Raw genomic sequence first — 22,761 nt, forward strand, 5'->3', positions numbered from 1 at the left:
CCGCGATGAGCCAGATCCATCCACAAGCCGCGCTGATCGAGCGCCGCAGCACCGGCGAATGGCAGCGCGCCGACGCCGCGCATTTCCTCCACCCCTTCACCGACTTCAAGGGCCTGGCCGCCAAGGGCTCGCGCATCATCGAGCGGGCCGACAACATCTATCTGTGGGACAGCGAGGGCCACAAGATCCTCGACGCGATGAGCGGGCTGTGGTGCGTCAATGTCGGCTACGGCCAGCAGTCGCTGATCGATGCCGCCGCGCGCCAGATGAAGGAGCTGCCCTTCTACAACGCCTTCTTCCAGACCGCGACGCCGCCCGCCATCGAGCTGGCCGAGCTGCTGGCCGAGGTCACGCCACCACAGTTCCAGCATGTGTTCTTCACCGGCTCGGGTTCGGAGGGCAATGACACGGTGCTGCGCATGGTGCGGCGCTACTGGGACATCCTGGGCCAGCCGCGGCGCCAGACCGTGATCGGCCGCATCAACGGCTATCACGGCTCGACGATGGCCGGTGCCTCGCTGGGCGGCATGAGCGGCATGCATGCTCAAGGCGGGCTGCCGATACCGGGCATCGCGCATATCGAGCAGCCGCACTGGTTCGCGCTGGGCCGCGAGCAAAGCCGCGAGGATTTTGGCCTCAGCGCCGCGCGCTGGCTGGAGGCCAAGCTGCTCGAACTCGGCCCGGAGAACGTCGCCGCCTTCATCGGCGAGCCGGTCCAGGGCGCCGGCGGCGTGATCGTGCCGCCGGCCAGCTACTGGCCCGAAATCCAGCGCATCTGCGACCAATACGGCGTGCTCCTGGTCAGCGACGAGGTGATCTGCGGCTTCGGTCGCACCGGCGCCTGGTTCGGCTGCGAGACCCAGGGCTTCAAGCCCGATCTGATGACCTTCGCCAAGGGCGTGACCTCGGGCTATATCCCGCTGGGCGGCGTGATGGTGGGCGAGCGGATCGCGCGGGTGCTGATCGATCAGGGCGGCGAGTTCGAGCATGGCTTCACCTACTCGGGCCACCCGACTGCCTGCGCGGTGGCGGTGGCCAATATCCGGTTGCTGCGCCAGCTCCATCTGGTCAAGCATGTGCAGGCCAGCACTGGCCCCTATCTTGCCGCGCAGTTTGCCAAGCTGGCCGAGCAGCACCCGCTGGTCGGTGAGGCGCAGAGCTGCGGCCTGATGGGCGCGCTGCAGCTGGTCAGGAACAAGACCACGCTGCAGACCTTCGCGCCCGAGCTGGGCGTGGGCATGCTTTGCCGGGCCCACTGCTTCGGCAACGGCCTGATCATGCGCGCGGTCGGCGACCGCATGATCGTCGCGCCGCCGCTGGTGACGACGCTGGCGCAGATCGACGAGATGCTGGGCCTGATTCGGCGCTGCCTGGACCTGACCCTGGACGATGTGAGCCGGCGCGGCTGGCTCTGAGGCTCGAAAGCTGGGGGGATGTAGGGCGCCGCCGTGCGCAGTAGACTGGCCGCGCCTTCTCCGAGGAGTGCGCCATGATGATGACTGCGACCGAGAAACTGGTGGTGGTGTTCCGTTCACGGCTGCGCGCCGATGCCGATATGGCCGCGCTGGAGCCGCTGGGGCAGCGGATGTATGAGGTGGCCAGCACGATGCCGGGCTTTCTCTCCTACAAGGACTTCGCGGCCGCCGATGGCGAAACGCTGACCCTGGTCGAATTCGCCGATGCCGACACGCTGCGGGCCTGGCGCGAGCATCCCGAGCACCGCGAGGCACAGCGCCGCGGCCGCGAGGAGTTCATGAGCGAGTATCAGATCGATGTCTGCCGGCCCGAGCGTTCCTATGCCTTCCGGGCCGGGGGCTGAGCCATGGACCCCGCCGCCATCGCCGCCGGCGTCATCGCCGCCCTCGCCCCCTATCTGGCCAAGGCCGCCGGCAAGTTCGCCGAGGGCGCCGGTCAGGCCGCTCTGGATCAGGGCGGCAAGCTGTTCGACAAGCTGAAGGCCCGCTTCGCCGCCGCGCCGGTCGAGCACAAGCAGTTGCAGGATCTGCAGGCCGCGCCGCAGGACCCACTCAACCAGATGGTGGTGCAAAAGCTGCTGCGCGACGCGCTGGAGCGGGACCCCGCCTTCGCACGCGAGCTGGCCGAGCTGCTGCAGGGTCTGGCTGCGACCGGCCCGGCCCCGCAGTTCAATGTGCGGGCCGACAGCATAGGCAGCGTCGTCAACGCCGGTTCGGTCCAGACCCTGAACATCGGGCGCGGGTCCGACAAGCCATGAGCGGCGACACCTCGGCCGATCGCATCGAGAACCTGTTCCAGATCGCCAGCCTGGGTGCGCTGAACCTGGGCCAGCCCGCGCGCGACGCGTCGCATGCGATTCCCGAACCTGAGCTGCGCCTGCCACAGCACGCCATCGTCGGCCGCAGCGAGCTGGTGGCCGCCGTGCTGGCGGGCATCGAGGCCGGCCAGCAGGACTTCGCGTTCGAGTTCCTGCCCGGCATCGGCAAGACCACGGTGGCGGCCGAGCTGATACGCCACCAGGCGCTGCGCGGCCGCTTCGACGGCGTGCTGTGGGCCCATCTGGGCCAGACGCCCGATGTGCATGGCGAGCTGGTCAAATGGGCCGAGGCCGTCGGCCTGGACGAGGCCACGATCGCCAAACGCAAGAACGATGGCGAGCTGGGCCGCGCGATCGCGGCCCGTATCGGCGAGCGCCGGGTGCTGCTGGTCGTTGACGATGTCTGGACCTCGGCCGAAGGCCAGTACTTCATGCTGGCCGGCCCCCACATCACGCGGGTGCTGACCTCGCGCAAGCGCGGGGTCGCGCGCGATCTGAATCCCCGGGCCCAGGTCCATGTGGTGCCCAAGCTGGCGCTGGACGACAGCCTGCGCCTGCTGCGCGCGCTGGCGCCGCAGGCCGCCGAGGCCGAGCCCGATGCCTTGCGCATGCTGGCGGACCGGGTCGACGGCCTGCCGCTGGCCCTGGTGCTGCTGGGCCGCATGCTGCGCAACAACGAGGATGAGAGCCGGCCGGTGCAGGATCTGCTGGCCTCGCTGAGCGATATCCGCCGCATGTTCGCGGCCAAGAAGCCGATGGAGTTTGCCGAGAACGCCAGCTTCAGCCTGGCCGAGGTGGTCGAGGCCGGCTACAGCCAGCTGGGCAGCTCGGGCCTGCTCAACGGCGAGCCCACCGACGCCCAGCAGCTGCGCGAGGCGGTCACGGCGCTGGCGGTGCTGCGGCCCGATCCGATCTGGTTCGACGAATCGCTGGCGCTGAGCGTCGCCGAGGTCAGGCCGGTGCTGCTGCGCCAGTTGGTCCAGGCCGGCATGCTGGAGCGGCGCGCGGCGGCCCGGCCCGGCGGCGAGCCGCGCTACACGATGCACCGGGTGATCGCCGAATACCTGCGCAGCAAGCTGCCGACGGAGCGGCTGCAGCTGCTGAACACCCGCGCCGCCTACTACTACCTGGCCCAGCTGAAAGCCATCGAGGAGCAGTACCAGAAACGCAGCCACTACCTGGGCCTGTACCGCTACGAGAACCCCGACTGGCGCGAATCGCAGGACAACTGGCTTTACCACTTCGCCCAGGCCGGCTACAGCCGCGACGCGACGATGGCCTTTCTGCGTGTCTGGCTGACCGCGTTCTGGTGGTGGAGCTGCTTCACCGACGAGGGCTTCGACTTCTGCGACCAGTTGCTCAATGAATGGGCCCACCGCCTGAGCCTGTCCGCGCCCGAGGCCGGCAGCGGCGCGCTGCTGCAGGCGCAGAGCGGCGAGCGCATCAACCAGCTGCTCGAGGGGCTGGACCTGTTGCGCCGCTTCAAGCTGGCCTATCCCAAGGAGACGGTCGAGCGCAGCCAGGGCTTCTGGCCGGACGTCGAGGCCACGCTGGGCGAGATCCGCCGGCGCGCCCAGCTCGACGCCGCACCGCCCGACGGCGACAAGCCCGATGCCTGCGTCGTGCGAGGTCTCACCAGCGTCTTCCTGGCCGAGGCGGCGCGCTTTGGCCGACAGGATTTCGTGGCCGCCGAGACCCGCTACCGCGACGCACTGGCCCTGTTTGTCGAGATCGGCGACGAGTGGACCCAGGCCTGGGTCCTCTACCACCTGGCCGATATGCAGATCCAGCGCGGCCAGCCGGCACTGGCCCGGCCCTTGTGCGAGCAGGCGCTGCGCCTGGCCGAGCGCGAGCAGGATCCCGAGGTCGTGGCCCTGCTTCAGCGCGCGCTGGGCGATGTCGAGCTGCAGGGCGGCGAGCTCGATGCGGCGCGCCAGCACTATGCACAGGCCTTGCAGGCGGCCTATCTGTTCCAGGTCAGCCCTGAGCCGCCCGATGCCTACACGGTGAGCTTCTACCCCGAGCTGGCCGAGGCCGTGGCCGAACGCCTGCTGGTCCTGCAGGCCAGCGAACCGGCGGCCGCCCAGTCGCTGGCCCGTGACCTGCGGCGCCCCTGGCTGCGGGCCCAGGGCCTGCCGGACTCGGCCGAGCCTGTCGAGATTGCCGGCAGCACGGCCGCCGCGCTGGCCGCCCGGCTGTTCGCGCCGGCCCTGCCGCTGGAGCAGCTGGGCGCCGACGGCGCGGCCTATGCCCAGCGCGTGATCGAACATCTGTCCCGCATGCAGCAAACAGCGGCCGACGAATAGGCCATGATGTCGGCTGTCGCACAGCCCCAGGCCCAACACCATGACTCAGACTTCCCGCATCGACTGGCACGCCCGTGCCGCCAGCCTGCAGGCCGACGGCCGCGCCTTCATCGCCGGCCAGCGCGTCGCCAGCGCCAGCGGCGAGACCTTCGCCAAGCATTCGCCGATCGACGGCCGGTTGCTGGGCGCCATCGCGCGCGGCCAGGCGGCCGATATAGCCGCCGCCGTCGCCAGCGCCCGCGCCGCCTTCGATGATGGCCGCTGGTCCGCCCGGCCGCCGGCCGCGCGCAAAAAGGTGCTCTTGCGCTTCGCCGATGCGATCCTGGCGGCCCGCGACGAGCTGGCCCTGCTGGAGACGCTGGACATGGGCAAGCCGATCCAGTACGCCCTGACGGTCGATGTGCCGGCCGCCGCGCGCTGCATCGCCTGGTATGCCGAGGCCATCGACAAGGTCTATGACGAGATCGCGCCGACCGGGCCGAATGCGCTGGCGCTGATACAGCGCGAGGCCATGGGCGTGATCGGCGCCATCGTGCCCTGGAACTACCCGATGATCATGGCGGCCTGGAAGCTGGGGCCGGCCTTGGCGGCCGGCAATTCGGTGGTGCTCAAGCCCAGCGAAAAGTCGCCGCTGACCGCGCTGCGCCTGGCCGAGCTCGCGCTGGCCGCCGGCCTGCCCGAGGGGGTGCTCAACGTCGTGCCCGGCTACGGCCATGAGGCCGGCGAGGCGCTGGCCCTGCATATGGAGGTCGACGCGGTGGGCTTTACCGGCTCGACCCGGGTCGGCCGCAAGATGCTGGAGTACGCCGGCCGCTCGAACCTGAAGCGGGTCTACAACGAGCTGGGCGGCAAGTCGGCCTTCATCGTCTTTCCCGATTTCGACGACATCACCCGTGCCGCCAAGACCGTGGCCGGCGCGATGTTCTTCAATCAGGGAGAAAGCTGCAATGCGCCCTCGCGCGTGCTGGTGCACGAGAGCATCGCCGATCAGTTCGTCGAGCTGGTCGCGGCTCAAGCGCCCAGATACCAGCCCGGCGACCCGCTGGACGCCGGCACCGTGATGGGCGCCATCGTCGACGAAACACAGCTGAAGACGGTGCTGGGCTATATCGAGTCCGGCACATCGGAAGGGGCCCGCGCCATCGTCGGCGGCCGCCAGGCGCGCAGCGACAGCGGCGGCTTCTACGTCGAACCCACCGTGTTCGACGGCGCCACCAATGAGATGAAGATCGCCCGCGAGGAGATCTTCGGCCCGGTGATGAGCGTGCTGCGCTTCAAGGACGAGGCCGATGCCGTGGCCCAGGCCAATGCCAGCGCCTACGGCCTGCAGGCCAGCGTCTGGAGCTCGCACATCGACCGCGCCCACCGCGTCGCCCGCGCGCTGAAGGCCGGCACCGTGCATGTCAACCAGTACGACGAAGACGACATCACCGTGCCCTTCGGCGGCTACAAGCAAAGCGGCAATGGCCGCGACAAGTCGCTGCACGCCTTTGACAAGTACACAGAGCTGAAGACGACCTGGCTGCGTATCAACGCCGGTTGAACAGCGGCGGCGCCCTCATTTCGAGGTCTGGCCCAGGTCCCCACTCCTGAGCTTGTTGGCCAGCCGCGGATCATCGATCCGTATCTCCATCTGGCCTTCGCGCTGCTGACGCGGATCCTTCCAGAGCAGGCGCACCGGCAGGATCAGCCGACCGACATAGCGCTGGCTTCCCACCACATGGGCCACGGGGATCAGGATCTCGTTGCTCAGGCGCTGCGACTGCTGGGCCGGCTCCATCAGCTGACCCAGGCCATGGGGTTTGGGCTCACCCTGGAAGCTGGCCGTCATCGCGCTGTAGAGCCCGCCCTGGCCGCCGCGCTGCGCATCGAAATCGCGCTGATGGGCCAGCAAGCGCAGCTCGGTGGCCGGGGTGTTGCCGACATTCATCAGGCGCAGGCAGACGACCTGGCGCAGCAGCAGACTCTGATCGGCCGCCCGGCTCATCAGGTGATAGTGGGCCTTCCAGGCCTTGGCGGCGTCGCGCATCTGCTGCTCCTGCTGATCGTCCAGCCAGACCAGGTTCAGCAGGCCCTCGTCCATGCCACGGGCAAAGTCGTTGGCGGTCAGCACCTGCCACTCGGCCACCAGCCGCACCGAGTTCTCGAAAGCCTTGTTCTTCAACTCCAGCTGGCGCAGCTCCGCCTCCAGCAGGGTCGAGCGGTTCCTGGCCTCCTTGACCTGGGTGTCGATCTCGCTGGTCACCGTCGCGATGAAATTCGTCTTTATCGCGACGAAGACGCCCAGGCCGGTCGAGATCAGGCCCAGCACCAGACCCAGGGACTTGAGCCGCTCATCCAGGCTGGGCGTGGCGGGCTTGTCGGATTCCGGCATGGTCGGCTCCTGTGGCGGCGATGCCGGAATCCTGCCTCGTCGGGGAGCGCGACGCAAACCCGTCCTCCATTCGATGCGGGATCCGCCGTCCGGCTCACAGCGCCAGGAAGTGATGCACGGCTGGCCGCTCCGGGCCGATATGGAACTTCAGCGCCTCGCCCTGCAGATCGGCATCGGCCTGCGAGACGCGCTGGTGCTGGCGCAGATGCTCGGCCCAGGACTCGACCAGAAACCACTCCATCAGCCGCTCCGGCTCGGCCGTGTGCTCGGTGATGCCCCAGGCATAGGCACCGTCGCGTCGGCGCTCGATGGCCAGGCGCTTGAGCGCGAGCAGGAAGGCCTCGCGGTCTTCGCGGCGAACGCGGTACTCGATCTGAATCATTACCGGCCCGCGATCATCAGCAACCGGCTCGGCCAGCAGCGGCTCGGGCCAATGATTGGCGGGCTGCAGATCGGCCTCGCCGGCGGGCAGCTTGACGCGGTGAAAGATCAGCGCGACCACCGTCAGACCTGCAGCGCCGGCGGCCAAGGTGGCCGGCACGCCGATCTGTTGCGCGATCAGGCCCCAGCCCAGGCTGCCGGCCGCCATCGCGCCGTTGAACACGGTCAGATAGACCGCCAGGCCGCGGCCGCGCACCCAGTTCGGCAGGATGGCCTGGGCCACACCGTTCAGCGTGGTCAGCGCGATGATCCAGCCCAGGCCGAGCAGCAGCATCAGCACAACGGCGGCCCAGCGCGGCGGCGCGGCCACCAGGGCCGCCATCACGGCGGCCGCCAGCAGCGAGGCCAGCAGTACCAGGCCGTCGACATCGAGACGCTGACGCAGCCGCGGCATCAGCACCGCGCCGAGAATGGCGCCGGCGCCGACCGCGCCCAGCATCAGGCCGTAGAAGCCGGCCGTGCCGCCCAGCATCTGCCGCGCCACCAGCGGCAGCAGGGCCCAGACGGCGCTGGCGAACAGGAAGAACACCGCCGCGCGCAGCAGCACGGTGTGCAGCTCGGGGCTGGCGCGGGTGTAGCGCAGGCCGGCGCGGAAGGCACCAAGAAAATCTTCTGACAGCGCGCTCTCGCTCGGTGCCGGACGGCGCCACCACAGCAGCGCGGCGATCACGAAGACATAGCTCAGCACATCGACGCCATAGGTCAGCGCGGCGCCGAAGCTGGCCAGGATCAGGCCGCCGGCGGCCGGGCCGGGCGCGCGCGCGATATTGACGCCCAGCGAGTTCAGCGCCACCGCATTCCTCAGGTCTGAACGCGGCACCAGCTCGGGGACGATGGACTGCCAGGTCGGCCCCATCAGCGCCGCGCCGATGCCGCCGACAAAGGTCAAGGCGATCAGCGAGCCGACCGACTGCAGGCCCAGCCAGGACAGGGTCAGCAAGGTCGCGCTGACGGCGCCCAGCAGCACTTGCACGCCGATCAGGAAGCGGCGGCGGTCGAGGATGTCGGAGAGCACGCCGGCAGGTATCGCCAGCAGAAAGACCGGCAAGGTCGCGGCGGTCTGTATCAGCGCGACGGCGGTCGGGCTGGCCGACAGATCGGTGATCAGCCAGGCGCTGGCGACATCGCGCATGAAGCTGCCGATATTGCCCAGCACCGTGGCCGCCCACAGCACCGCGAACACCGGCTGGCGCAGCGGCGCGAAGCTGCCCGAGGACGATGGCGAGGAGGAGGCCTTGCTCGCTTCAGCCATGGCGGTCCTGCCAGTCGTGCCAGGCCACCAGCAGCAAGCCGCCGACCAGGCCCCAGTGCTCGAAGAAGGCATTCATCAGCATGAAGCGCTCATGGCCCGAGGATTCCCAGTAGCGGTTGGCCATGAAGGTAGCTGCCGCGGTGAAGACCGCCAGCGCCAGAGCGCCGAGCCAGCGCAGCCGGCCCGTCAGGATCAGCGCGGCGGCGCCCAGCTCCAGCACGATCACCGCCACCGCAAACAAGGGCGCCGGCTGCAGGCCGAAGTGCCTCATCTCGCCGACGGCACCGGGGAAGTCGAAGAGCTTGACCAGACCGCCCTGCAGATAGGCAGCGCACAGCAGCAGCAGGCACAGCCAGCGCAGGCCCGCATTCATCCTGATTGCCATGTTCACACCGCCCAGCAGGCGCAACCCAGCGCACCCCAGAAACTCTTGAAATCGGACACCGGCGCATTGCTGGCCCAGGACTTGGCATGCTGGTGGCCGTGCACCTGGCAGGCGGTGGCGCAGGCACAGGCCTGCTCTTGCATGACCGCTTGCAGTGGCTTGCCCTCCTGCTCGCCCCAGGCGCCATAGCCCTTGAAGCTGCGCACCGGCGACCAGTCCGGCATGGCCGGCGGCAGCGTGGCCTCGTCATCCGAGGCGAAGGGGCCGGCGCCATAGACCACCTTGCCGCCGACCACGGTCAGCAGCGCGGTGGTGTCGATGATCTCGCTCTCGGCGCAGGCGAAGAAGTCGCGGTCCGGTACCAGCAGGTCGGCCAGCATGCCCTCCTCGATGCGGCCCTTCTTGCCCTCCTCGTCGGAGAACCAGCAGACGTTCTCGGTCCACATCCGCAGCGCCTGTTCGCGATCCAGGCAGTTGCGCTGCGGCGTCAGCTGCAGGCCGCCGACGGTCTTGCCGGTGATCAGCCAGGCCAGTGAGACCCAGGGGTTGTAGGAAGCGACGCGGGTCGCGTCGGTGCCGGCCGAGACCTTCATGCCCTTGCTCAGCATCTTGGCCACCGGCGGCGTGGCCTCGGCCGCGCCGGAGCCATAGCGCTCGACGAAGTACTCGCCCTGGTAGGCCATGCGGTGCTGCACCGCGACGCCGCCGCCCAGCGCCGCGATGCGGTCCATCGAGCGTTCGGAGATCGTCTCGGCATGGTCGAAGAACCAGTTCAGCCCGGCCAGCGGCACGTCCTGATTGACCCGCTCGAACACATCGAGCGCGCGGCTGATGGTCTCGTCATAGGTCGCATGCATGCGCCAGGGCCAGCGGTTCTGCGCCAGGATGCGCACCACCCCGTCGAGATCGCCCTCCATCTCCGGCCCCATCTCCGGACGCGGCTGACGGAAGTCCTCGAAGTCGGCGGCCGAGAACACCAGCATCTCGCCGGCGCCGTTGTGGCGGAAGTAGTCGTCGCCCTGCTTGTAGCTGGAGCTGGCGGTCCAGTTCAGGAAGTCGGCTTTTTCCTGCTTGGGCTTTTGCGTGAACAGGTTGTAGGCCAGGCGGATGGTGAGCTGGCCGGCATCGGCCAACTGCTGGATCACCTGGTAGTCGTCGGGATAGTTCTGGAAGCCGCCGCCGGCATCGATCACGCCGGTCACGCCCAGGCGGTTGAGCTCGCGCATGAAGTGGCGGGTCGAGTTCAGCTGGTATTCGACGGGCAGCTTCGGCCCCTTGGCCAGCGTGGCGTAGAGGATGGACGCATTCGGCTTGGCCAGCAGCAGGCCGGTCGGGTTGCCGGCGCTGTCGCGCAGGATCTGCCCGCCGGGTGGCTCGGGCGTGTCGCGGGTGTAGCCGACGGCGCGCAGCGCGGCGCCGTTGAGCAGCGCGCGGTCGTAGAGGTGCAGGATGAAGACCGGGGTGTCGGGTGCCACCGCGTTCAGCTCCTCCAGGGTCGGCAGGCGCTTCTCGGCGAACTGGTGCTCGGTGAAGCCGCCCACCACGCGCACCCATTGCGGCGCCGGCGTGATGTCGACCTGGCGCTTGAGCATGGCCATCGCGTCGGCCAGGCTCTTCACGCCGTCCCAGCGCAGCTCCAGATTGAAGTTCAGGCCGCCGCGGATGATGTGGATATGGTTGTCGATCAGGCCAGGCAGCACACGGCGGCCACCCAGGTCGATGAGCTTGGTTGTCGGCCCGGCCAGGGCCATCACGGCCTGCTCATCGCCGACCCGCAGGAAGCGGCCGTCCTTGATGGCCACCGCCGAGGCCGCGGGCTGGGCCCGGTTCAGCGTCGTGAACTGGCCGCGATGCAGGATCAGATCGGCGGTTTCAGACATGCCTGGACTCCTGGACGGCGGACTTCTCGGCGCACTTGGGCAGCTCGCCGAACATATGCGGCTTGACCTGATGATGCAGCCAGGAGACCGGCGCGGCCTCGGTCTGCATCAACTTCTTCACCAGCGGCGGCAGCTGCTCGCCGACCAGAATGCCCAGAAGCCCCACCAGCGCGATCACCGGCGGCGCCGGCGAGCGCACATTGAACAGCGCGTAGATCACGCCGACCAGCAGGCCGATGGCCAGGGACAAGAGGTAAGGCTTCATGGGCATGTCCTTCAGATCAGCCTTCGTGCGCGCCGAACATGGACTTGGCATAGATGATGCCCAGGCCATAGGCACCGCCGAACTTCTTGGCGATGCCGGTCGTCAGCTCATAGGTCTCGCTGCGGGCCCAGTCGCGCTGCAACTCCAGCATGTATTGCAGTGCGGTCATCGGGCGCACGCCGGCCTGCACCATGCGCTCGACCGCGCGCTCGTGCGCCTCGTCCGAGACGTCACCGCAGGCATCGGTGATCACATAGACCTCGTAGCCCTGGTCCAGCGCCGACAGCGTGGGCCCGACGATGCAGACCGAGGTCCACAGGCCGGCAAACACCAGGCGGCTCTTGCCGATCACATTGACCTGCTTGATGACGGCGGCGTCCTCCCAGGTGTTCATCGAGGTGCGGTCCAGCAGGGCCTGGCCCGGGAAGGCGGCGGTGATCTCGTCGAACATCGGGCCCGAGAAGCTCTTCTCGGCCACCGTGGTCAGGATGGTGGGCACCTTGAAGCCGGCGGCGGCGTGTGAGATCAGGGCGGCGTTGTTGCGCAGCGCGATCGCGTCGATGGACTTGGTCGCGAAGGCCATCTGCGACTGGAAGTCGATCAGGATCAGCGCGTGGTCGGTGGGGTTCAGCAGCTTGGCGCCGGGCGTAGGGGTTGCGGTGATGGGCATGTCAGGGTCCTTTCAGACGATAAAGAAGATACGGGGGCTGGTGGATCAGCTCTTCAGAAAGGCCAGCAGATCGGCGTTGAGCTTGTCCTTGTGCGTGTCGGTCAGGCCATGGGGCGCGCCGGGATAGACAACCAGCTTGGCGTTCTTGATCAGCTTGGCCGCAGCCAGGGCCGCCGCAGCGATGGGCACGATCTGGTCATCGTCACCATGCAGCACCAGCGTCGGGATGTCGAACTTCTTCAGGTCTTCCGTGAAGTCGGTCTCCGAGAAGGCCTTGATGCAATCGAAGGTGGCCTTGTGGCTGGCCATCATTCCTTGCATCCAGAAAGTGTCGACCAGGCCTTGCGAGAGCTTGGCGCCCGGGCGGTTGAAACCGAAGAAGGGGCCGGAGGCGATGTCCTTGTAGAGCTGGGCACGGTTGGCGCGCTCGCCGGCGCGGATACCGTCGAACACCTCCATCGGCAAACCGCCGGGATTGGTGGCCGTCTTCAGCATCTGCGGCGGCACGGCCGAGATCAGACCGGCCTTGGCGACGCGCTTTGTGCCATGGCGGCCGATATAGCGGGCCACCTCGCCGCCGCCGGTCGAGAAGCCGAACAGCGCCGCGCCCTTGATGTCCAGCTTGTCCAGCACCGCCGCCAGATCGTCCGCATAGGTATTCATTTCATGGCCGCCCCAGGGCTGGCTGGACCGTCCATGGCCGCGGCGGTCATGGGCGATCACGCGNGCATAGGTATTCATTTCATGGCCGCCCCAGGGCTGGCTGGACCGTCCATGGCCGCGGCGGTCATGGGCGATCACGCGGTAGCCGTGCTCGGCCAGGAACAGCATCTGTGCTTCCCAGCTGTCCGAATTCAGCGGCCAGCCGTGGCTGAAGACCACAGGCTTGCCGTCGCGCGGGCCCCAGTCCTTGTAATAGAGTTGCGTGCCGTCTTGGGTTGTGATGATGTTGCTCATCGTGCTAGCTCCTGTGATGTGAGAGGGGGATTTGGATTGAGTGGCTGCGGCCGCTGCCGGCAAAGCGAAGGCGGCGGCAACGCCGACACCCGCAAGCAAGGCATGGCGCCGCGTCGGATCGAGAGGATCGGCGGGTTTTTGATGAGGCATGGCTCGTGTTCCTTGTTGAGCAAAACAGTCTTGCGCTCATGGCTCAAAACATGTCGACAAGCTTAGAAGGAGCGCCATGCAGCGACCACCACAGGAAGGTGTGCACGACCTTAGCTCATTGGGGGCAGACCCAACAAAATGGTGATAATCCGCGACCCGAGGCGCCGGCAACCTTCTGCTCAGGCGCTACGCCTGGATTGCCTCCTTCTCATGTTTCTGTCACCCGCCCTGGGTACCCTCGCCCGACTGCGGCGGCCACGCGGGCCGCAGCTGCTGATCGCGATCTTGTTGCTCTTGTCGCTGCGCGCCGAGCCCACCCTGGCGCTGGACCACGAGCGGGCGATCACGGCACTGCACCACACCAGCTGGACCGCACGCGAGGGCGCTCCGACCGACATCGTCGCGCTGCAACAGACTCGAGATGGCTATCTGTGGCTGGGCACGACCGGCGGCCTGTTTCGGTTCGACGGCCTGCGCTTCGAGCGCTATGAACTGTTCCCGGCAGGCACACGACGCTCCAGCAATGTCTCGGCGCTGCGAGCACTGCCAGACGGCGGACTGTGGATAGGCTTTCGCCAAGGCGGCGCCGGGTTGCTGAAGACTGACGGCACGCTGCTGCTGTACGACCAGAGCTCGGGCCTGGCCCCGGGGACAATCTACGCGTTCGAGATCCTGCCGGACGGTGCCGTCTGGGCCAGCAGCAGCAACGGTGCCTACCGTATGCATGGGGGCCGCTGGCACAAGATCGGCGCGGACTGGGGCTACGACTTCAGCTATGCCTCCAACTTGCTACTCGACACGAAAGCTCAACTCTGGCTGAGCAACAAAGAAGGTCTTTTTGTCCTGCCCCGAGGAGCACGGCGGTTTCAGCGTGTCGCGCATACCGGTGAGATCGACAACATCACGCTTGATCCGCAAGGGCACCTATGGAGCCGCGACAAGGCGGGCACGGTGCGTAAAGGCATCGCTGCAGGCGCGAGTACGGAATGGCCGGTCGAGGCGCCTCGCGGCGGCTTGTTGTTCGAGCGCGGCGGCAGCCTCTGGATCAACACCTACGGTAGTGGCCTGCGCCGCATCCCCGTGCCGGAGCAGCACGACGGCCGCCGCTTGATCGAGCACTATCGCAAGCAGCACGGCTTGAGCGGTGATCGCGTGATGTCGGCGCTGGAAGACCGCGAGGGCAATCTCTGGTTTGGCACGACCGGCGGGCTGGACCGCTTCCGTGACACGCCATTGGTGCTAGCCCCTTACGCCGACGGGCCCGCTCTGGGCAGCCTGGTCGCGGGCACCGATGGCGAGGTCTGGGCGGCTGGCCTGCAGCGGCGACCGACCCGGCTGATGCCGGACGGCCGCGCCCTGCCCGTGCCCGGTGATTTCGGACCTGACGACATGGTGTTCGGCAGCGCGTACCGTGATCGAGACGGCACGATCTGGTTCGGTGGGACGCCCGATCTGTGGCGCCACTCGGAGGGGCGCTTCCAGCGCGTCAAGGCGCCGGCCCAGGTCAATCCCTCCAGGCCGGTCCAGGCGATGGCTCGGGGCCATGACGGAGCGCTGTGGGTGTCTTTTCTCGGCGCCGGCCTGTTCGGCTGGGATGGCCGGACTTGGCACGCCGCTTCAGCCGAACTGCCCAGCAGCAACGCGATGAGCCTGCATGGCGAGGCCGATGCGCTCTGGGTCGGCTACGTCGACAACCGCATCGCCCGCATCAAGGGAACGCAGCGCCAACTGTTCGGCGAGGCCCAGGGACTGAACCTGGGCCGTATCACCGCGCTGCATGCCCGCGACAAAGGCCTGTGGGCAGGCGGCGAGTTCGGTCTGAGCCAGCTGAAAGACGGTCGGTTCCACCCTGTTGTGCTGGACGGCGACACGGTCATGAGCGCGGTCACCGGCATCTTCGAAAGCGTTGCGGGTGATTTATGGGTCAACGAGGCCTCCGGGCTGATACGGCTGCCGGCCGACGAGCTGCGGCGCGTGAGGCTTGACCCTGCCCATGCCGCGCGTTTCGAGCGACTGGACTGGCTCGACGGCTTGCTGGGCAATGTGTCGCAGCTGCGTCCGACGCCCTCATTGATCGAGGCCAGCGACGGCCAGCTCTGGCTGACCCGCAATGATGCGATCTATCGGCTCGATCCAGCCCGCTTGAGCGCGCCCAGACCGGCACCACCGGTGCTGATCAAGGCATTGCACAGCGGCGGCCGCCAGTACCTGCCAGTGGCCTCGGTTGAACTGCCGGTCGGCACTCGGCAACTGCGCATCGAGTACACGGCGCTGGGCTTGGCGAGGGCCGAGCGCACGCGCTTTCGCTACCGCCTGGACGGCGTCGACGGCGACTGGCAAGCGGTCGGCACGCGCCGCGAGGCGGTTTACACAAATCTGGGGCCGGGCACCTACCGTTTCAGCGTGCAGGCCTCTGACCGCGAGGGCGTCTGGAGCGAGCCCGGCAGCACGGCTGCCTTGATCGTGCCCCCAGCCTTTCATCAGACACGCGGCTTCCTGCTGCTCGGCCTGCTGGCCCTGACGGGCCTGGGCTGGCTTGTGTACCGCTGGCACTTGCAGCGCGAGTGCGCGCGCATCCAGGAGCGCATCGAGACCCGCTTGGCCGAGCGCGAGCGCATCGCCCGCGAGTTGCACGACACCCTGCTGCAAAGCACGGCCAGTCTGTCGCTGCATTTCCAGGCGGCGCTCGACGAACTGGCGCCGGCGCAGTCAGCGCGGGCCGTGATCGAGGGCGCCTTGAATCGGGCCGAGCAGGTGCTGATCGAGGGACGCGAGCGCGTGCTCGATCTGCGCAGCCATCAGCAGGATCTGGAGCTGTCGCAGGCACTGGCCGCCGCAGCTGCCGAGCTTGGCACAGGGCCGGCGTCGCCGCGCATCGTCAGCCGCACTGACGGGACACCGCGATCAATCAATGCTGCGATCTGGGCCGAGTTCTACCGCATTGGCCAGCAGGCACTGGCCAATGCCCAACGCCATGCCCGGGCCAGCCTGATCGAGATCGGTGTCGACTACGGACGGGCGGCCTTGACGCTGCGGATACGCGACGACGGCATCGGCATCGATGCCGCCACGATGGCGGCCGGCCGCCGACCCGGGCACTGGGGCCTGATCGGCATGCGCGAACGTGCCGATCAGATCGGCGCGAGCTTGGAGTTGCGCAGCGCGGCCGGGAGGGGCACGGAGCTGGTACTGAAGATCCGGGCGGCGGCGGCCTATGAGGCGAGGCTGCAACAACGGATCGGGCTGTCGCGGTTCAGGGCCGGATCAGCCCGCGCTTGAGTGCGATCGAGACCGCATGGGTGCGGTCCTTGGCACTGAGCTTGGCCAGGATGCTTTTCATGCGTGCCTTGATCGTCTCCTCGGACACCGACAGCATCGCCCCCACCTCCCGGTTGGAGTTGCCCAGGGCAATGCGCTGCAGCACATCGATTTCCCGATCCGTGAGCGATTCCTCGCCGGCGTGGCTGGCCAGCTCGACGGCTATTTCGGCCGGGATCCAGCGCCCGCCCGCATGCACCACGCGGATCGCCTCCAGCAGATCGGTTCGCAAGGAGCTTTTCAGCAGATAGCCCTGCGCGCCGGCCCTCAGCGCGCGCCAGGATTGGGCGTCGCCCTTGTAGGTGGTCAGCACCAGGATGCGGGCCTGCGGGAACTCGGCCCGGATCGCCGCAATGGCCTGCACGCCGTCCATCTCAGGCATCTGCAGGTCCATCAAGGTGATATCCGGCAGCAGTTGCCGGAACTGCGTCAGCGCCTCCAGCCCGTTGCAGGCCTCGCCGACGATCTGCATATCGGTCTGGCGCTTCACGACCGCAGCGATGCCCTCACGCAACAGCGGGTGATCGTCAACCGTCAAGACCCGGATGGGCTGATCTGTTTGCTGCACTTTCGCTTCATCTCCCGGTGTGGCTGCGCTGGTCGAGCATCACTTTAACCGCTGTTGCGCAAGCAGATGAGTAGCATCGGCTGCCAGCCGGGCATGCACAACTACTCTTTCGGGTAGTCGCAATGTCCCCCGGCGGGGGTGGTTCGCACAGCGGCTCTTGTCGATGATCACGCCATACAGGCGATATCGCCGAACGCGGAGGTGCTCATGTTCGTCACAACAAAACTCGATGTCACGGTGGTCCATGCCACCCCCCTGATTGCGGCCGGGCTGGCGGCCTCTCTGGATGCAGAGTGCCAGGTCACGCTGATGTCTGAATTCGACCACGATCGCCTGCTGGGGCCGCAGGCGCCGGCCGTCGTGATCTCTGACTACCCCTCGGGCCTGAGCTTGATGCAATACCACCGCTCCATGCCATGGTTGCGCCTGCGAGTGCCGCGCTGCCTGATCGTCGCCGAGTCAACCCGATGCTGGCAGGTCAGGCAGGCGCTCGAACATGGGGTGCAAGGCGTCGTCGGTGCCGACTGCAGCCTGCAGGAGTTGCGCCGGGCGGTCCACAGCGTGCGCCAGGGTCAGCGTTTCCTGTGCGAGGCGGCGAGCGCCAGCATGGCCGAGAGCCTGGTGCAGGAGTCGCTGACCCCGCGCGAAATGGACGTTCTGAAGCTGCTGGGTGAAGGTATGGACAACAAGACCATTTCCACACGGCTGCGCATCGCGCTGGGCACCGTGAAGACCCATGTCAAGGCGGTGCTTGAGAAGCTCGATGCCAGCAGCCGCACCCAGGCGGTCGCCACCGCGTTGCAGCGCGGGCTGATCGGCGACGAGCATCGTCACCACGCCGCGCCGATGCGACAGCCTGTGTCGGCCGCCTGCTGAGAGGGCCTATCTCCCGGGCCGTTCCGGGGCGCCGATCTCGCGGGCCGCATCCGAAGCCGCATGGTCCGCGAGAAGCATGGCATCGGCTCGGTCCAGCAGCCGCTCCAGCGCCTGCCGGGCAGGATCCTGCCGCGGTATGCCCTCGGCAATCGACTGCAGTTGCAATAGCAGGCCCTGCACGCCCTGCACCAGGCAGTCGTGGGCGGCACGTTGCGCCTGGTCGCGCGCGCGATGCCGGGATTGGCGCGACTGCCGCCGTGCCGCGCAGCGGCGCAGGCCCAGCGCGACCAGCAGCAGCAAGGCCGGCAGCGCCAGCCAGTACAGGATCTCAACGGTGCTCTGCGGGTCGCGCATGAAAGTGCTGGCTCCAAGACAGCTCGACAAGCCGTCTTGGCCCGAGACTAAAGCCGGCAACCCCACCCAACCACTCCCATTGGAGCTAGGGGATTGACCGATAGGTGTGGCGTCAGTAGCCCGCCGTCCGGTCCACCGCCCACTCGGGCCGCCGCCCGGCGCGCACCGCGCGCAGCGCCTCGAGACACTGCTCGGCCACCACGGCCTCGCGCGCCTCGCCGGCGATATGCGGTGTGGCCAGCACCTGGGGGTGGCACCAGAGCCGGGACTCGGCCGGCAGCGGCTCGCGCTCGAACACATCGAGCGCGGCACCGGCCAGATGCCCCTCGTCCAGCAGGGCCAGCAGATCGGCCTCGACCAGATGGCCGCCGCGGCCGACATTGATCAGCAGCGCGCCACGCGGCAGCTGGGTCAGGCGCTCGCGGTTCAGCAGGCCCTGGGTCGCCTCGGTCAGCGGCAGGGTGCAGACCAGCAGATCGCTCTGGGCCAGCAGCTGCGGCAACGCCGCAGCGCCGGCCAGGCTTTGCAGGCCGGCGAACTGCTTGGCTTGGCGGCCCCACAAGGTCACCGGGTAGCCCAGCGGCGCAAAAGCGGCCGCTACCGCCTGAGCCACCGCCCCCTGGCCCAGGATGCCGACCCGGCAGCGCTCGGGCGGACGCACCGGGTGACGGCGCCATTCGGCACGCGCCTGCTGGGCCGCATACAGCGGCAGATCGCGGCTGAAATGCAGTGCGCAGGCGATCACATACTGGGCCATGGTGCGCGCCTGCAGCGGGTCGACCACGCGGCTCACCGGCAGCCCCGGCGGCAGGTCCGGCACGGCCAGCAGCTTCTCGACGCCGGCGCCGGTCGAGCACAGCAGACGCAGGTTCGGGTAAGCGCCGAGCTGGCCGGGCTTGAGCCGCCAGGCCAGGATGGCTTCGACCGCCTCGGGCGGCGGCGCATCGGCCTCGGTCCAGACCTGCACCTCGGGGGCGGCCGCGCGCAGCGCCGCGACGAAGGGCGCCGAGGGCAGCGGCGCGCTGAGAACCAGGATGGCCATCAGCTGTCGTAGCCCGGCAGGCGGCGATCGAGCCGGCGCAAGAGACCCGGCCAGACCAGATTCGCGCCCAGGCCCTTGCTGACCTCGCGCGCCTGCTCGGGCATGGTGTCAATGATGGCCTGCGGCACCCGGGTCAGCGCGCTACCACCGGCCTGCGCCAGCAGCTGGATGCGGCAGGCCGCCTCCAGCGTGTACATCTGCTGGAAGGCCTCGGCCACGCTGCGGCCGCAGGTCAGCAAGCCATGGTTGCGCAGAATCATGAAGCGCGCCGTGCCCAGATCGGCAGCCAGGCGCGGCCGCTCGGCATCGCGCAGCGCGACGCCCTCGTAGTCGTGGTAGGCCAGGCTGCCCAGCACAAAGCCCGACTGCTGAGACAAGGGCAGCAGGCCCTCGGCCTGGGCCGAGACCGCGATGCCATGCGGGGTGTGCGTGTGCATCACGCAGCTCATCTCTGGCCGCGCCTCGTGCACGGTGCTGTGGATCATGAAGCCGGCCGGGTTGATCGCGAACGGCGTGTCCTGTAGCGGCCGGCCGTGGTGGTCCACCTTGACCAGGCTGGAGGCCGTGATCTCCTCGAAGAACAGGCCATAGGGATTGATCAGGAACTGATCGCCCTCGCCCGGCACCCGCGCCGAGACATGGGTGAACACCAGATCGTCCCAGCCGAACATCGCCACCAGGCGGTAGGCCGCCGCCAGATCGACGCGCTGCTGCCACTCCTCGGGCGAGACCTGAGCCTGCAGGCTGGGGATGGGGGGCAATGGCTTCATCAGTGATAGTCCTCTTCACGCTGGTGGCGCACGGCCAGCACGACAACCTTGGTCGTGCTGACGATCTCGTACAGCGCCACATAGCCGGTGTTCCCGAAGGGGATGATCAGCTCCCGCTGAGCGGGGTTGCGAGCCGCCTTGCGGAAGCTGAAGGGGGTGATGGCCAGTCGGTGCTGCGCGGCGGCTCTGATCGCGGCGATGGCCTGCTGGGCCTCGTCAAGGGCCTCGCCGGTCTCGGCCCGTTCGAGCAAGAAATCAAACAGGCGTTCCAAGTCGGCCTCGGCAGCAGGGGCCAACTCGACGCTGAAACTCATGGCCCGAGTTTCTTGCGCTTGGCATCGAGCTTGGTCTGCAGTCGACCCAGCACCGTCTCGACAGGCACGGAAACACCGGTGCGGTGGTACTCCTCGGAGGCAGCCTGCGCCCGCTCATGGAAGGCCGTTTGCACGCGCCGGAAGGCAATCGCATTGCGCACGGTCGCCTCGACAAAGTCGGTCAGCGTCTCGCCCTGCCGGAGCACCGATTCGAGATCGGCACGAAGTTCGGGCTCCACGCGAATCTGAGGAATGACGGCGGTTTTCATCTGCGTATTGTATTGCGCTTGCACTACAGCCACAACAAAACCGCCCTCAGTCCACCTTCACCTTGGCGTTGCGTATCACTTGGCCCCATTTGGCCGTTTCGCTGGCGATGAAGCTGCCGAACTCGGCCGGGCTGCCGCCCATGGGCACCGTGCCCATGGCCTCCAGGCGCTGGCGCACCTCGTCCAGGCGGACGATGGCATTGACCTCGTCGGCCACTCTCTTGATGATCGCGTCTGGCGTGCCGGCCGGTGCCAGCAGGCCGGCCCAGGTGCTGCCGGTGAAGCCGGCCACGCCCTGCTCGACAAAGGTCGGCAGCTCGGGCAGCGCGGGCAGGCGCTTGTCGCTGGCCACGCCGATCAGCCGCACCTTGCCGGCCTTGCCGGGGGCGATCAGGCCGGAGGCGGCGTCGAGAAAGAGCTGGATCTGGCCGCCCATCAGATCGGTCAGCGCGGCGGCCGCACCGCGATAGGGGATGTGCACCATATAGCTGCCGGTCAGCGCCTTCAGCAGCTCGGTGCTGAGGTGGGCGGCCGAGCCGTTGCCGCTGGAGCCGAAGCTGATCTTGCCGGGGTTCTTCTTCGCATAGGCGATCAGCTCGGCGGCCGTCTTGAAGGGCGCCTCATTGGGGACCGCCGCGACCAGCGGCGACAGGCCGATCAGCGAGACCGGCGCGATGTCCTTGGCCGGGTCATAGGGCAGCTTCGGATACAGCGTCGTGTTGGCCGCATAGGCGGCGATCACGACGGCCATCGTGTAGCCATCGGGCGCCGACTTGGCCAGCGCATCGACGCCGATGATGCTGTTGGCGCCGGGCTTGTTGTCGACCACGACGGCCTGGCCCAGCCGCTCCTGCAGCTTCTGCGCGACCAGGCGCGCGGTCACATCGGTGAAGCCGCCGGGCGGGTAAGGCACGATGAGCTTGATCGGCCTGGCCGGCCAGGCCTGGGCCCAGGCCGGCGCGCTCAGCGCGGCCAGGCCCAGGGCAAACTCGCGGCGGTTCGTCTTCATATCGTCTCCTGCTGGTTGTAGCCATCCCTGAGCTCGCGCTTGAGCACCTTGCCGATGGCGCTGCGTGGCAGCTCGGCGATCAGGCGCAGATCGGCCAGGCGCTGGGTCTTGCCGACGCGGGCGTTGAGCCATTCGCGCAGCGCTGCGGCCGGGATGTCGAAACCGGCGCGGCGCACGACAAAGGCCACCGGGGTCTCGCCCCAGACGCTGCTGGCCACGCCCACCACCGCCGCCTCGGCGACGGCCGGGTGCTGGCGCAGCTCGGCCTCCAGATCGCTGGGGTAGATATTGAAGCCGCCCGAGATGATCATGTCCTTCTTGCGGTCGAGCAGGATCAGAAAGCCCTCGGCATCGAAGCGACCGATGTCGCCGGTGCGGATGAAGCGCTTGCCGTCGGGCGCGAACCATTCGGCCTCGCGCGTCTTCTCGGGCTGGCCGTGGTAGCCGGCCATCATCGCCGGCGAATGGCCGACCACCTCGCCGGCCTGGCCGGTCGGCAGTTCCAGCCCCGCATCGTCGATCAGGCGGATGTCGTGCCCCTCGGCGGGCCGGCCCACGGTATGCAGCTTGTCGGGCTGCAGATGGGCTTCGAGGATGCAGGTGCCGCCGCCCTCGGTCATGCCGTAGAACTCGACCAGGCCGCCGGGCCAGCGGGCCAGCACCTCGGCCTTCAGCGCGGCCGGGAACGGCGCGCTGGTGCAGAACTTGATCCGGCAGGCGCTCAAGTCATGGTCGTCAAAGCTCGGCAAGGCCATGATGCGCTGGTACTGCACCGGCACCAGCATCGTGTGCGTGGCACGGTGGGCATGGGCCAGGGCCAGATAGGCGGCGGCGTCGAACTTGGCCATCAAGAGCACGCAGCCCCCATAGGCCAGGGCCGGGAAGAACACCACCAGGGTCGTGTTCGAGTACAGCGGCGTGGCCAGCAAGGTCACGCTGTCGGGCCCGTAGCCATAGGCCGCACCGCGCCGCACATGCATCCAGCGCATGCCATGGGGCTGGACGATGCCCTTGGGCGCGCCGGTCTTGCCGGAGGAATAGATGATGTTGAACGGCGCCTCGGCGCCTATCTCCACCGGCTGCGGCCGCGCGCCGGGCGGCGCCAGCCAGGCCTCGAAAGCGGCCTCGTCGTCGAGCGAGATACGGCGGATCTCACCGGCCGAAATCGGCGCCGCCGCGTCGGCAAAGAGCAGCCGCGCCTGCGCATCGCCCAGCATGCCGGCCAGCGCCGTCGCCGTGACCGAGGGCGCCAGCGGCGCGACGACGAC

The 22,761-nt window shown here is 68.2% G+C and carries 22 protein-coding genes; 7 read left to right on the forward strand and 15 right to left on the reverse strand.

The window, feature by feature from the left end:
• The first annotated feature begins 5 nt into the window (after positions 1 to 5).
• The 5 genes from PO768_RS12250 to PO768_RS12270 all read left to right on the forward strand — a co-directional run bounded on the left by PO768_RS12250 (position 6) and on the right by PO768_RS12270 (position 6,142).
• Complete coding sequence (locus PO768_RS12250) at positions 6 to 1,415, forward strand: aspartate aminotransferase family protein (RefSeq protein ID WP_272646288.1); 1,410 nt, start codon at positions 6 to 8, stop codon at positions 1,413 to 1,415.
• Positions 1,416 to 1,489: 74 nt separating this feature from the next.
• Positions 1,490 to 1,819: an antibiotic biosynthesis monooxygenase family protein gene (locus PO768_RS12255; RefSeq protein WP_262972743.1), complete on the forward strand. Its 330-nt coding sequence runs from the start codon at positions 1,490 to 1,492 to the stop codon at positions 1,817 to 1,819.
• A gap of 3 nt (positions 1,820 to 1,822) precedes the next feature.
• Positions 1,823 to 2,233 (forward strand): hypothetical protein, encoded by a 411-nt coding sequence (locus PO768_RS12260; protein WP_272646289.1) that lies wholly within the window; start codon positions 1,823 to 1,825, stop codon positions 2,231 to 2,233.
• Positions 2,230 to 4,599: an NB-ARC domain-containing protein gene (locus PO768_RS12265; protein ID WP_272646290.1), complete on the forward strand. Its 2,370-nt coding sequence runs from the start codon at positions 2,230 to 2,232 to the stop codon at positions 4,597 to 4,599. Before PO768_RS12260 ends, PO768_RS12265 begins: the two co-directional genes overlap by 4 nt.
• A gap of 40 nt (positions 4,600 to 4,639) precedes the next feature.
• Entirely contained in the window at positions 4,640 to 6,142 is a 1,503-nt protein-coding gene (locus PO768_RS12270) for an aldehyde dehydrogenase (protein ID WP_272646291.1), read from the forward strand.
• 15 nt (positions 6,143 to 6,157) lie between these two features.
• On the opposite strand, the gene PO768_RS12275 is transcribed toward PO768_RS12270, so the two are convergent.
• The 7 genes from PO768_RS12275 to PO768_RS12305 all read right to left on the reverse strand — a co-directional run bounded on the left by PO768_RS12275 (position 6,158) and on the right by PO768_RS12305 (position 12,973).
• Positions 6,158 to 6,973, reverse strand: a complete 816-nt coding sequence (locus PO768_RS12275) for a hypothetical protein (protein ID WP_272646292.1) — start codon at positions 6,971 to 6,973, stop codon at positions 6,158 to 6,160.
• A 94-nt stretch (positions 6,974 to 7,067) separates the two neighbouring features.
• Positions 7,068 to 8,666, reverse strand: coding sequence for an MFS transporter (locus PO768_RS12280; RefSeq protein ID WP_272646293.1), 1,599 nt, complete (start codon positions 8,664 to 8,666; stop codon positions 7,068 to 7,070).
• The gene (locus PO768_RS12285) at positions 8,659 to 9,051 is read right to left on the reverse strand and encodes a DoxX family protein (protein ID WP_262972737.1); all 393 of its coding nucleotides are present in this window, start codon (positions 9,049 to 9,051) and stop codon (positions 8,659 to 8,661) included. The genes PO768_RS12280 and PO768_RS12285 overlap by 8 nt, the downstream gene beginning before the upstream one ends.
• Before the next feature lie 2 nt (positions 9,052 to 9,053).
• Complete coding sequence (locus PO768_RS12290; RefSeq protein WP_272646294.1) at positions 9,054 to 10,931, reverse strand: amidohydrolase; 1,878 nt, start codon at positions 10,929 to 10,931, stop codon at positions 9,054 to 9,056.
• A complete protein-coding gene (locus PO768_RS12295) occupies positions 10,924 to 11,196 on the reverse strand; it encodes a XapX domain-containing protein (RefSeq protein WP_137944997.1) in 273 nt (90 codons plus the stop codon). The genes PO768_RS12290 and PO768_RS12295 overlap by 8 nt, the downstream gene beginning before the upstream one ends.
• A gap of 16 nt (positions 11,197 to 11,212) precedes the next feature.
• Positions 11,213 to 11,866, reverse strand: a complete 654-nt coding sequence (locus PO768_RS12300; protein ID WP_269838947.1) for a hydrolase — start codon at positions 11,864 to 11,866, stop codon at positions 11,213 to 11,215.
• A 45-nt stretch (positions 11,867 to 11,911) separates the two neighbouring features.
• Positions 11,912 to 12,973, reverse strand: a complete 1,062-nt coding sequence (locus PO768_RS12305; RefSeq protein ID WP_272646295.1) for an alpha/beta fold hydrolase — start codon at positions 12,971 to 12,973, stop codon at positions 11,912 to 11,914.
• A gap of 210 nt (positions 12,974 to 13,183) precedes the next feature.
• Here PO768_RS12305 and PO768_RS12310 point away from each other — a divergent pair, with 210 nt between their 5' ends.
• A complete protein-coding gene (locus tag PO768_RS12310) occupies positions 13,184 to 16,252 on the forward strand; it encodes a sensor histidine kinase (protein WP_272646296.1) in 3,069 nt (1,022 codons plus the stop codon).
• Here the strand turns inward: PO768_RS12310 and PO768_RS12315 are convergent.
• Positions 16,227 to 16,859: a response regulator transcription factor gene (locus PO768_RS12315; RefSeq protein WP_272646297.1), complete on the reverse strand. Its 633-nt coding sequence runs from the start codon at positions 16,857 to 16,859 to the stop codon at positions 16,227 to 16,229. The two genes, PO768_RS12310 and PO768_RS12315, sit on opposite strands and share 26 nt — an antisense overlap.
• A 207-nt stretch (positions 16,860 to 17,066) precedes the next feature.
• Here PO768_RS12315 and PO768_RS12320 point away from each other — a divergent pair, with 207 nt between their 5' ends.
• Positions 17,067 to 17,735 (forward strand): response regulator transcription factor, encoded by a 669-nt coding sequence (locus tag PO768_RS12320; RefSeq protein ID WP_272646298.1) that lies wholly within the window; start codon positions 17,067 to 17,069, stop codon positions 17,733 to 17,735.
• A gap of 6 nt (positions 17,736 to 17,741) precedes the next feature.
• On the opposite strand, the gene PO768_RS12325 is transcribed toward PO768_RS12320, so the two are convergent.
• From PO768_RS12325 to PO768_RS12355, 7 genes are all read right to left on the reverse strand, one after another.
• A complete protein-coding gene (locus PO768_RS12325; protein ID WP_272646299.1) occupies positions 17,742 to 18,089 on the reverse strand; it encodes a hypothetical protein in 348 nt (115 codons plus the stop codon).
• A gap of 112 nt (positions 18,090 to 18,201) precedes the next feature.
• On the reverse strand, positions 18,202 to 19,131 hold the full coding sequence (locus tag PO768_RS12330) for a 2-hydroxyacid dehydrogenase (RefSeq protein ID WP_272646300.1): 930 nt from the start codon (positions 19,129 to 19,131) through the stop codon (positions 18,202 to 18,204).
• Complete coding sequence (locus PO768_RS12335; RefSeq protein WP_272646301.1) at positions 19,131 to 19,901, reverse strand: class II aldolase/adducin family protein; 771 nt, start codon at positions 19,899 to 19,901, stop codon at positions 19,131 to 19,133. Before PO768_RS12335 ends, PO768_RS12330 begins: the two co-directional genes overlap by 1 nt.
• The gene (locus PO768_RS12340; protein ID WP_262972730.1) at positions 19,901 to 20,215 is read right to left on the reverse strand and encodes a type II toxin-antitoxin system RelE/ParE family toxin; all 315 of its coding nucleotides are present in this window, start codon (positions 20,213 to 20,215) and stop codon (positions 19,901 to 19,903) included. The genes PO768_RS12335 and PO768_RS12340 overlap by 1 nt, the downstream gene beginning before the upstream one ends.
• Positions 20,212 to 20,484, reverse strand: coding sequence for a YlcI/YnfO family protein (locus PO768_RS12345; protein ID WP_137944988.1), 273 nt, complete (start codon positions 20,482 to 20,484; stop codon positions 20,212 to 20,214). Before PO768_RS12345 ends, PO768_RS12340 begins: the two co-directional genes overlap by 4 nt.
• 46 nt (positions 20,485 to 20,530) lie before the next feature.
• Positions 20,531 to 21,493: a tripartite tricarboxylate transporter substrate binding protein gene (locus PO768_RS12350; RefSeq protein WP_272646302.1), complete on the reverse strand. Its 963-nt coding sequence runs from the start codon at positions 21,491 to 21,493 to the stop codon at positions 20,531 to 20,533.
• On the reverse strand, positions 21,490 to 22,761 hold a 1,272-nt coding region (locus PO768_RS12355; RefSeq protein WP_272646303.1), incomplete at its 5' end, for a class I adenylate-forming enzyme family protein. The genes PO768_RS12355 and PO768_RS12350, both read right to left, overlap by 4 nt.

This window comes from Paucibacter sp. XJ19-41, from assembly GCF_028462495.1.
Lineage (GTDB): Bacteria > Pseudomonadota > Gammaproteobacteria > Burkholderiales > Burkholderiaceae_C > Roseateles_E.

Bases quoted from the DNA above. Each gene is read 5' to 3' on its own strand.
- PO768_RS12275 (WP_272646292.1), bottom strand. From the start codon at position 6,973: ATGCCGGAATCCGACAAGCCCGCCACGCCCAGCCTGGATGAGCGGCTC.
- PO768_RS12255 (WP_262972743.1), top strand. From the start codon at position 1,490: ATGATGATGACTGCGACCGAGAAACTGGTGGTGGTGTTCCGTTCACGG.
- PO768_RS12260 (WP_272646289.1), top strand. From the start codon at position 1,823: ATGGACCCCGCCGCCATCGCCGCCGGCGTCATCGCCGCCCTCGCCCCC.
- PO768_RS12300 (WP_269838947.1), bottom strand. From the start codon at position 11,866: ATGCCCATCACCGCAACCCCTACGCCCGGCGCCAAGCTGCTGAACCCC.
- PO768_RS12330 (WP_272646300.1), bottom strand. From the start codon at position 19,131: ATGGCCATCCTGGTTCTCAGCGCGCCGCTGCCCTCGGCGCCCTTCGTC.
- PO768_RS12270 (WP_272646291.1), top strand. From the start codon at position 4,640: ATGACTCAGACTTCCCGCATCGACTGGCACGCCCGTGCCGCCAGCCTG.
- PO768_RS12290 (WP_272646294.1), bottom strand. From the start codon at position 10,931: ATGTCTGAAACCGCCGATCTGATCCTGCATCGCGGCCAGTTCACGACG.
- PO768_RS12280 (WP_272646293.1), bottom strand. From the start codon at position 8,666: ATGGCTGAAGCGAGCAAGGCCTCCTCCTCGCCATCGTCCTCGGGCAGC.
- PO768_RS12285 (WP_262972737.1), bottom strand. From the start codon at position 9,051: ATGGCAATCAGGATGAATGCGGGCCTGCGCTGGCTGTGCCTGCTGCTG.
- PO768_RS12320 (WP_272646298.1), top strand. From the start codon at position 17,067: ATGTTCGTCACAACAAAACTCGATGTCACGGTGGTCCATGCCACCCCC.
- PO768_RS12345 (WP_137944988.1), bottom strand. From the start codon at position 20,484: ATGAAAACCGCCGTCATTCCTCAGATTCGCGTGGAGCCCGAACTTCGT.
- PO768_RS12310 (WP_272646296.1), top strand. From the start codon at position 13,184: ATGTTTCTGTCACCCGCCCTGGGTACCCTCGCCCGACTGCGGCGGCCA.
- PO768_RS12265 (WP_272646290.1), top strand. From the start codon at position 2,230: ATGAGCGGCGACACCTCGGCCGATCGCATCGAGAACCTGTTCCAGATC.
- PO768_RS12295 (WP_137944997.1), bottom strand. From the start codon at position 11,196: ATGAAGCCTTACCTCTTGTCCCTGGCCATCGGCCTGCTGGTCGGCGTG.
- PO768_RS12325 (WP_272646299.1), bottom strand. From the start codon at position 18,089: ATGCGCGACCCGCAGAGCACCGTTGAGATCCTGTACTGGCTGGCGCTG.
- PO768_RS12340 (WP_262972730.1), bottom strand. From the start codon at position 20,215: ATGAGTTTCAGCGTCGAGTTGGCCCCTGCTGCCGAGGCCGACTTGGAA.
- PO768_RS12350 (WP_272646302.1), bottom strand. From the start codon at position 21,493: ATGAAGACGAACCGCCGCGAGTTTGCCCTGGGCCTGGCCGCGCTGAGC.
- PO768_RS12250 (WP_272646288.1), top strand. From the start codon at position 6: ATGAGCCAGATCCATCCACAAGCCGCGCTGATCGAGCGCCGCAGCACC.
- PO768_RS12335 (WP_272646301.1), bottom strand. From the start codon at position 19,901: ATGAAGCCATTGCCCCCCATCCCCAGCCTGCAGGCTCAGGTCTCGCCC.